This is a genomic window from Parafannyhessea sp. (assembly GCF_051876455.1).
In the GTDB taxonomy this organism is placed as follows: domain Bacteria; phylum Actinomycetota; class Coriobacteriia; order Coriobacteriales; family Atopobiaceae; genus Parafannyhessea.
The window spans coordinates 1-8,997 of record NZ_JBJEHW010000180.1 but is presented as its reverse complement, the minus strand read 5'-3'; the positions used below and the strand labels follow the sequence as shown (position 1 = coordinate 8,997).

Here is an 8,997-nt window from a genome sequence, read left to right as displayed (position 1 = left end):
TAGATACACACAATCCAGTCTACCCCAGCGCCGCGCGGGGCATTCCGCGCATCCCGCGCGCGACACGGGCGAGAAACCCGTGGCGTACGGGCCGCGGCGGGGGCCGGGGGTGCGCCCGCGCGCTGGTGGCGCGGCTTGGCGGGGCTTCGGCCAGCGGTGGCGGGCGGCCCGTGGACGGTCGTGCTAACGTGGTGCGTGCGGCGCGACGGTGCCGCGGGCAGACGGACGGCGAGCGCGAGAGCGAGGCGATGGCATGGCGGACAGGCAGGAGTCCCCGCAGAAGTACGAGCATCCCACCATGGACGACGCACTCGCCACGCTCGGGCGCCACTTTGGCTATGCCAGCTTCCGGCCCGGCCAGGCCGAGGTGATCGAGGCGCTGCTTGCGGGCCATGACGCCCTTGCCGTCATGCCCACGGGCGCCGGCAAGTCCGTGTGCTACCAGGTGCCCGCCGCCATGCTCGAGGGGCTCACGATCGTGGTGTCCCCACTCATATCCCTCATGGGCGACCAGGTGCGCGGCCTCAAGGAGGCCGGCATCCGCGGCAGCTACCTCAACTCCACGCTCACGCCGCGCCAGCAGGAGGTGGTGATGGCCCGGGCCTCCCAGGGCTGGTACGACCTCATGTACGTGGCGCCGGAGCGTCTGGCCGACCCGCGCTTCCGCGCGTTTGCGGCGGGCGTGCGCGTGCCGCTGGTGGCCGTGGACGAGGCGCACTGCGTGAGCCAGTGGGGGCAGGACTTCCGTCCCGCCTACCGGGGGATAGCGGACTTCGTGGCCAGCCTGCCCAGCCGCCCGCCCGTGGTGGCGGCAACGGCCACGGCCACGCGCCGCGTGCGCGAGGACATCGTGCGGCTCATCGGCCTGCAGGACCCCGTGGTGCAGGTGACGGGATTTGACCGCCCAAACCTCTCGCTCTTCTCGTTCATGCTCACCCCCAAGGAGCGCCGCCGCTGGATGGTGGGCTACCTGCTCGCGCATCCGGACGACCCGGGCATCGTGTACGCGAGCACGCGCAAGCAGGTGGACGCGATCGCGCAGGAGCTGCTGGACGCGGGGGTGTCCGCCGCGTCGTACCATGCGGGGTACGACAACGCGGACCGCGCGGAGGCGCAGCGCCGCTTCGAGATGGACGACGTGCGCGTGATGGTCGCGACCAACGCGTTTGGCATGGGGATCGACAAGTCAAACGTGCGCTTCGTGATCAACTCGGGCCTGCCGCTGTCGCTCGAGGAGTACTACCAGGAGGCGGGCCGCGCCGGCCGCGACGGCGAGCCCGCGGAGTGCTACCTGCTGTGGAGCCGCGGCGACATCCGCACGTGCCGCTTCCTGCTCGACCGCGACGACGCCGCGCCGGACGTGCCCGAGGCGGACCGCGAGCGCCTCGCGCGGTCGCGCCGCACGCTGCTCAACCAGATGATCGACTACGCGGAGAGTGGCACCTGCCTGCGCCGCCGCATCCTGCGCTACTTTGGGCAGGACGTGTCGGGCGTGCCGGATGACTGCGGGTCCTGCTCCGTGTGCACGGGCGCCTCGGCCGACCGCTACCTGCGGCCCGCGCGCACGGGGGCCACGTTTGGCCGCGGTGCATACGCGTCCGCCGCGCTGGACGCCCGCGACGCCGCCCTGGAGGCAACGGACGGCGACGAGGAGCTCTTCCAGCGGCTGCGGGCGCTCCGCAAGCGCCTGGCGCACCAGATGGGCGTGCCGCCCTACGTGGTGTTTACGGACGCGACGCTGCGCGCGATGGTCCGCCGCCGCCCCCGCGACGCTGAGGCGCTGCTGCAGGTGCCGGGCGTGGGCCAGAAGCGCCTCGAGCGCTACGGCGACGCGTTCCTGGACGAGATAAACGGCAACTAGGGGCCGCGGCCGCCTGCCCTACAGGTGTCGGTCGAAGTGGCCCTTGCGCGCGAGGTTGCGCAGGTTGATGACGGTTCCCTGCATGCCGTGGGGGATGTAGTCCATGGACTCGAGGTCGTCGGGCAGGTAGTCGATCAGGCTGAGCGGCCTGGTCTGGACCACGCGGCCGTCCGCGTCAAGCTCGGGCTCGTGCGACGGGTCCGGCGTGGCCTCGATGGCGTAGACCGTGGCGCCCTGCGCGCTCAGGCGCTTCTCGTACCAGCTGACGGGGTCCTGCGGGCGCTCGGCGCGGGCGTCGGTGGACTCCCACAGCGTGCGGTAGCCCGCGAGCTCGAACTGCCCGCGCGAGAAGTTCCACAGCGGCAGGCTGTCCGTCTTGAACGTGACGACGCCGCCCGGCCTGAGCAGGCGGCGGTAGCTCACGAGCACGTCGGCGTGCGTGAGGCGCTCCCACGCCTCCTTCTTGCGGGGAAACGGCGTGGGGAAGTTGAGGATGACCTGGTCAAGCTCGCCGGGCTGGAAGTACCGCTCCAGCTTGCTCGCGACGCCGGGCGCAAAGACAACGTTGTCGAGCCCGGACTCCACGGCGTGCTGCGCGGCGTACGCGATGCAGATGGGCTCGCAGTCGATGCCGACAAAGAGCGTGTCGCGGTCGCGCGACGCCGCCTCCACCGTGGAGGCTCCCTTGCCGCAGCCCATGTCCAGCACGACGCGCCGGTAGCGGGCGTGCGGGTGCGCGGGGTCGATCGGGTGGCAGGCCTCCGCCCACGTGCCCGCGTAGTCCGCGGGGCTCGCCTCGATCGCGTCGGCATAGCGCTCGAGGCGCTCCTCGAGGACGAAGTTCTTGGGCAGTCTGGCGTGAAGCGCGTGCATGGGGGCCTTTCTGGACGGTGATGCCTGCGGGACTGACGCAATTTGCCGCTGCCGCCCCGCTCACGGATGCACATTGTATCGCTCGCGACGGCGCGGGCTGGGTTGCTGGGGCCTCCATTGAAAAAATCCGCCGAACTGGGTGTTTTGTGATTCAGATATTTATTGAAATAAGGCTTGATTGACGTCGAAGGTGCCTTGAAACACCCACATCGCGGTCAAGTTGGGGAAGAGATGCGGCATCTGGGCGTTTCGCAGTCGGTTGGGGGTGTTGGGCCGAGTCCAATACACCCAGATGATTGACATTTCTCAATGAGGGGCGAATCAACTCTGGCCAACTCGTCTTGGTACCTACGTTTGGGGCCCAGCGGGACAAAAGGGACCCGGAACGCCGCGTGGCGTCCCGGGTCCCTGGTCGGTTCGTTGGTGCAGGTGAGGCTTAGTCGTCCAGCGTGACGGTGAAGCCCTCCTCGTCCTGCTTCTCGAGCATCTTGCCCTTCTGGTCGACGGGCATCATCGAGATGTCGTCGTCGTAGACCTTCTTTCCAGTCGGGTGCTCCTCACGCCAGACCTTCTCGGCCACAGGTGCCCAGCTCTTGGCGTACGGCGTGGTGCGTGCGCACAGGTGGTCGACGCTCTCTGGCGTGACGTACTCCGTGGACTTGGCGTCCGCGGCGTGGACCATCTTGGGCAGGACCTCGGGGTTCTCGAGCATGGGGCAGGGGCGCAGCATGTTGTCGTTCCACGGCCAGTTGGAGCGGTACTGCTGGAAGAGCGGCTGCTTGAGGCACTCGAGCAGGCTCTGCTCCTTGATGTTGGCGTTGGAGTAGTGGATGAAGACGCAGGGCTCAACGTCGCCGCGGGCGGTGATGTGACAGAACACGCGACCGCCGGCGATGCAGCCGCCGACGAACTCGCCGTCGTTCTGGAAGTCCATGACCATGATGGGCTTGCCACCCTTGTAGTCGCGGACCTCGCGGATGCGCTTGATCATGTACTGGCGCTGCTCGAGCGTAGGCATGAGGTCGGCGTTGGCGCCCTCGCCCACGGGCATGTAGTGGAAGTACCAGGCCCAGAGGGCGCCCTTGTCGATCAGCATGTCGTAGTACTCGTCGGAGGTGACGGCCTCGACGTTGTTGCGCGTGTAGGCGGTGGAGACGCCGAAGGGCAGGCCGTTCTCCTTCATCAGGTCGAAGGCAGCCATGACCTTGTCGAAGCATCCATCGCCACGACGGCCGTCGTTGGCGTCCTTCGAGCCCTCGAGGGACACGGAGAACAGGATGTTGCCCAGGCGCTTGCAGTCATCGCAGACCTGCTGGTTGATCAGGGTGCCGTTGGTGAACAGGCTGAACAGCGAGTCGTGGTGCTTCTCGGCCAGCTTCACGACGTCCTTCCAGCGGACCATGGGCTCGCCGCCGGTCATGAAGAACCAGTGGCAGCCAAGGTCGTTGGCCTGCTGCACGAGGGAGTCCATCTCGTCGAACGTGAGGTTGAGCGACTTGGAGTAGTCGGCCGCCCAGCAGCCCACGCAGTGCATGTTGCAGGCGCTCGTGGGGTCGAAGATGATGATCCAGGGCACGTTGCACTGGTTCTTCTCGGCAGAGATCGTGGTCTCGCGCAGGCCGCGGAACGCAGCCTCGTAGGCGCCGTCGAGAAGGGCGGTCTTCAGGATGTGCGGATCGATGCGGCGGGCCATGTCGATGACCATGTTCTCCCACTTGGAGCCGGGGTAGAACGCGGAACGAAGGCTTGCGGCCATGTCAGGCGCGGTGCCGGAGAGCATCTTCTGGCCCATGTCGAGGAACTTCTCGATCGCGGCCTCGGGATGGTCGCCGCGCACGGCGTCGATTGCCTTGTCGAGGACGACGGAGAATGCCTTGCGCTCCGCCGCGTGTGCCAACTTGTTCTGCATGCGATTACACCAACCTCTCGAATCCGCGGCCTCGCATGCCTGGAGCCCAGGCGTGTCAGGTCACGCGTTCATCTGAGCGAGACGTACAGATGCGTCCCTCCCTGCATCACGTCTGAAGAATTTTAACCTTACGGCATGGTGGGGGCTACCTGATTTTTGAAACCGATTCAAATTGAAACCTGAGGAGGCTGTTTTGTCCAAAAACAAACAGTTGTATACGAAAACGTGCTAAAACCGCTACATGCAACTGACATCCCGGGAATTGCAATTGGGTTGGCGTCACCCGTGGCGCGCACGGCGCCTCTCGTACCGCACTTGGCGAGCCAGGGCGGCACGTTAGAGCAGCTGGTCGAGCGTCTGGCCGTAGGGCGGGAGGAACTCCGCCACAAAGTCGCGCACCTCGGGGTACTCCTCGGCCATGGCGTCGATCTTCTGCTGCGTGGAGTCCTTGGCGCGCGTGAACTCCGCGTTGCCGGCGTGCGCCTCGTCCACGCACTTGATGAGGGCGGAGATCTTGTCCGCTGCCTTTACCAGCGCGCGCAGGTACGCCTCGTCCTCGCTCACGTTGCCGTGCTCGTCCTCTGGGAAGAAGATCCGCCGGTAGGTGGGGGCGAGGTCGTCCGGCAGCTCGTCCAGCAGCTTGAGCTCCGCGCGGGCCTCGACGTCCTTGTACGCGCCCAGGATCTGACCGTTTGCGTACTTGACGGGCGTGGGCATGTCGCCGGTGATGATCTCGGACATGTCGTGGAAGAGCCCCACGAGCGCGGCCTTGTCCGCGTCGAGCGAGCGCCCGTAGCGCACGTTGGCGATGGTCGCGAGCGCGTGCGCGATGACGGCGACCTCGAGCGAGTGCTCCGAGAGGTTCTCCGGGTGGGTGCTCCTCATGAGCGCCCAGCGCTCGATGTACTTCATGCGCGACATGAGCGCGAAGAAGCTCGACTGCTCGCGCGCCGGCTGTCCCGCCTTCGAAACTTCCCGCTGGCTTGCGCCCTCGCAACCGCCCTGCTCTGCCATGAACCCCTCCTTGTGCGTTGCCTTGCACAACCTTGCACAAGTCTATCGCGCGGGGCGGACACGAATGGGGCGAACGCAAAGGGCCGGTCGGTCGCGCGGACCGGCCGGCCTGATGGTGCGGATGAGAAGGTCGTTCTTCTCGCCCTGACGCTCGCTCGGAACGGGGGCTGGTGCTACTCCTCGTCCTCGTCCATGTCCTGGAGCGTGGTCATGAGGGGCGGGATGACCTGCTTCTTGCGGCTGACGACGCCCGGCAGCGTGGCGATGCCGTCGACCGGCGTCACGTCGAACGTGCGAGCAACGATCTGGTCGGTGTTGGCGCCCCAGTAGAGCAGCTCGGTGGTCTGGGACTTCACGTCCGTGAACATGTAGAAGACCATCGGGATGTCGTTGGCGGCGGCGCCTTCCTTGAGGTACGGGCCAACCAGCGCCTCGGCGGCCTTGCGGCTGGCCTCGGTCATGAAGCTGCCCTGGCCCACGCCAAAGCGTGCGTGCCCGCGCGAGAAGACCTTGAAGTCCGAGTTGAAGACCTCCTCGGCGGTGCGGCCCGTGAGGTCGGCGCCGGCGTCGAACATGGCGTCCGCGTATGTGTCGATGTCCACGCCCGCGATCTGCGCCAGCTGCTGGCCGGCAAACTTGTCGCGCTCGGTGCAGGTGGGGGAGCGGAACGCCAGCGTGTCGGACAGGATGGCGGAGAGCATGATGCCCGCGATGTTCTTGGGGATCTCGACGCCCTTCTCCTGGAACATGCTGAAGAGGATCGTGTTGGTGCAGCCCACGGGCTCGTTGCGGAAGTACGCGGGGGAGCTCGTCTCGATCGTGCCGATGCGGTGGTGGTCGATGATCTCCATGATCTCGGCGCGCTCGAGGCCGCTCACGGCCTGGCTGCGCTCGTTGTGGTCAACCAGGATGACGTGCTTCTTGTTGACGTTGATCATGTTGGGCGAGCTCACGACGCCAACGTAGCGGCCGTCCTCGTCCATCACGGGGAAGAAGCGGTGCTGCGAGTTGGCCATGACCTTGAGCGCGTCGTCCACGGCGGTGTTGACGGAGAAGCGCAGGACCTTCTCCTCCGGGAGCATCTCGGCGGAGACCGGCGCGGCCATGGGGATGAGGCGCGCGGCGGAGTACGTGTCGTACGGGGTGGTGAGGACGGTGCAGCCGTTGGCCTTGGCCGCGCCCAGCACGACCTCGCTCACGCCGGCGCCGTTGCATACCACCAGGCAGCTCGCGCCCGCCTCGACGGCGTAGCGCTGCGTCTCGTAGCGGTTGGTCACCAGGACGATGTCGCCCTTCTCGATGTTGCCCTCCATCATCTCGGGCGTGGTGCCGATGCGGATGTTGCCCTGCGTGATGCGGTCGGCGGGGTCGCCCAGCACCATGGTGCCCTTGAGCGTGTCGAGTACGTTGGAGTACAGCGTCTTGGCGTTGGAGAGCATCGCGGTGTCGAAGATGTCCATGTTGGCGCTCGCGACGTCCTTGACGGCAATCAGGCCCAGGAGGTCGTTCTTCTGGTCCGTGACGCACAGCGTGCTGGTCTTGAGGTCGCGCATGAGGTTCCATGCGGAGAAGAGCGAGGTGTCCGCGTCGATGCTCTTCTGGCGCGAGATCTGCGTGTCCTTGATCTGCGGGGCCACGCTCGTGATGAGCTCGGGCTCCTCGAAGCCAAACGACTTGAGCGCGAAGGCCGTCTCGCGGTTGATGGCGCCGGCGCGGCGCGGCTCGTACTCTATGTCGCTTATCTGGTTCTTGAGGTACGCATACGCGATGGCAGAGCAGATGCTGTCTGTGTCGGGATGCAGGTGGCCGATGATGTTGACCTTGCGGATGGCCTCGGGCATGTTCAGCTCCTTCGGGTTAAATGAGCACGGATTCCTGCTCATTTGTGTGTTGCGTTCTCACATCATGTCACAAGTTCCCAGCGTGGGAGCACGAATCGGCGGCTGGTCATGAACTATATACATGCGGCATGGCCGCGGGGCCTGCGCGGGGATGCCGCGGGGCCCGGCGCAGGTCTGCCGCGGGCCCCGGGCGGCGGCTACTGCGGCGTGCGGTCCATGTTGACGGGCCGGTAGAACAGGCGCCTGACCTCGGCGGCGTCGCGCGTCTGGCCCAGCACCCACATGGTCTTGGCCACGAGAGCCTCCGTCGACATGTCGTCCCCTTTCAGGATGCCGGGGTGCTCGGAGTACGCGCGCCCCACCTCGTACACGCCCAGGTCGAGCCCCTCCTCGGGCACCTGCGTGGTCAGCACCAGCGTGCGCCCGGAGTCCACCCAGCCAAAGATCGCGCGCTGGAACGCGCCGCCGTCGTAGTCCGGGATGCCGCCGATGCCAAACGTCTCCAGGATGACGGCGTCGTACTCGTCCTTAATGAGCGAGAAGATCGACGGCCTCAGCTCGGGGGTCAGCCTCAGCACGATGACGCGGTCGTCCAGAGCCGTGTAGCGGTGGAGGGGCAGGTCCTTCTCGCCCGCGGAGGCGTCCGGCGCGGGGCCGCGGCCGCCGCTCCACAGCACGCGGCCGCCGCGGATGTAGGCGAGCGTGGGGAAGTTCATGCTCACGAAGGCGTTGAAGCTCAGCGTGCGCTGCTTGTGGGCGCGCGTGCCGGCGATCGCCTTGCCGTTGAAGACCACGCTCACGCCGCGGGCCGAGTCGTCCGTCGCAAACAGCAGGCTCTGGTACAGGTTGAGCTTGGCGTCCGTGAACGGCGCCGCCATGGGCTGCTGCGAGCCCGTGAGCACGATGGGCTTGGAGCCGTCCTGCAGCAGGTAGCTGAGCGCCGCGGCCGTGTACGCCATCGTGTCCGTGCCGTGCAGCACCACGAAGCCGTCGTAGTCGTCGTAGCGGCTGGCGATGCCGTCCGCGATGCGCAGCCAGTCGCGCGGGCGCATGTTGGTGCTGTCGATGTTCATGGGCTGCACCACGTCGATGTGGCACAGCTGGTCGATGAGCGGCACGCGCGCCACCAGCTCCTCGCCCGTGAGCGCCGGCGCGAGCCCGTCCGCCTGGGGCAGGGACGCTATGGTCCCGCCCGTCGCCATTACCAGGATGTTCTTCATGCGGTCCTGCCTTTCGCTTCCGTCTGCGCACCACACGATGGTACACGCCCGCGCGCACGCGCGTCCGCTCGGCCGCGCGTCCCGCGCGCGGAGGCCGCAGATTGCTGCTAGCATTCCCATGAAACGAGCAACGACGCGGCGGGCCGGGGGCGCGCCGCTGGGGAAAGGCGGCTGGCATGCCTGGTGGCAGGAGCTTTGTGTGGCAGGGGAAGCGTCTGATGGGCGAGGTCACCCGGCAGGACGACGACGGCACGGAGTACGTGGTCACGGCCGGCGGGC

6 protein-coding genes are annotated in these 8,997 nt (G+C 67.0%); 1 reads left to right on the top strand and 5 read right to left on the bottom strand.

Annotated elements, in window-relative coordinates:
- Positions 1-253: 253 nt before the first annotated feature.
- Positions 254-1,861, top strand: coding sequence for a RecQ family ATP-dependent DNA helicase (locus tag ACI38Z_RS07760; RefSeq protein ID WP_439789618.1), 1,608 nt, complete (start codon positions 254-256; stop codon positions 1,859-1,861).
- An 18-nt stretch (positions 1,862-1,879) separates the two neighbouring features.
- Here ACI38Z_RS07760 and trmB read toward each other — a convergent pair whose 3' ends face one another.
- The 5 genes from trmB to ACI38Z_RS07735 form a co-directional block, all read right to left on the bottom strand.
- Positions 1,880-2,734 (bottom strand): tRNA (guanine(46)-N(7))-methyltransferase TrmB, encoded by an 855-nt coding sequence (gene trmB / locus ACI38Z_RS07755; protein ID WP_439789617.1) that lies wholly within the window; start codon positions 2,732-2,734, stop codon positions 1,880-1,882.
- A 436-nt stretch (positions 2,735-3,170) separates the two neighbouring features.
- Positions 3,171-4,643, bottom strand: coding sequence for a radical SAM protein (locus ACI38Z_RS07750; RefSeq protein WP_439789616.1), 1,473 nt, complete (start codon positions 4,641-4,643; stop codon positions 3,171-3,173).
- Between the two features lie 336 nt (positions 4,644-4,979).
- Complete coding sequence (gene yfbR, locus ACI38Z_RS07745; protein WP_439789615.1) at positions 4,980-5,657, bottom strand: 5'-deoxynucleotidase; 678 nt, start codon at positions 5,655-5,657, stop codon at positions 4,980-4,982.
- Positions 5,658-5,830: 173 nt separating this feature from the next.
- On the bottom strand, positions 5,831-7,498 hold the full coding sequence (locus tag ACI38Z_RS07740) for a putative manganese-dependent inorganic diphosphatase (protein WP_439789614.1): 1,668 nt from the start codon (positions 7,496-7,498) through the stop codon (positions 5,831-5,833).
- A gap of 197 nt (positions 7,499-7,695) precedes the next feature.
- Entirely contained in the window at positions 7,696-8,718 is a 1,023-nt protein-coding gene (locus tag ACI38Z_RS07735; protein ID WP_439789613.1) for an asparaginase, read from the bottom strand.
- Between the last annotated feature and the right edge of the window lie 279 nt (positions 8,719-8,997).

What these genes read in the sequence shown, in the direction of transcription:
- ACI38Z_RS07760 (WP_439789618.1), top strand. Translation starts at nt 254, where the DNA reads ATGGCGGACAGGCAGGAGTCCCCGCAGAAGTACGAGCATCCCACCATG.
- trmB (WP_439789617.1), bottom strand. Translation starts at nt 2,734, where the DNA reads ATGCACGCGCTTCACGCCAGACTGCCCAAGAACTTCGTCCTCGAGGAG.
- ACI38Z_RS07750 (WP_439789616.1), bottom strand. Translation starts at nt 4,643, where the DNA reads ATGCAGAACAAGTTGGCACACGCGGCGGAGCGCAAGGCATTCTCCGTC.
- yfbR (WP_439789615.1), bottom strand. Translation starts at nt 5,657, where the DNA reads ATGGCAGAGCAGGGCGGTTGCGAGGGCGCAAGCCAGCGGGAAGTTTCG.
- ACI38Z_RS07740 (WP_439789614.1), bottom strand. Translation starts at nt 7,498, where the DNA reads ATGCCCGAGGCCATCCGCAAGGTCAACATCATCGGCCACCTGCATCCC.
- ACI38Z_RS07735 (WP_439789613.1), bottom strand. Translation starts at nt 8,718, where the DNA reads ATGAAGAACATCCTGGTAATGGCGACGGGCGGGACCATAGCGTCCCTG.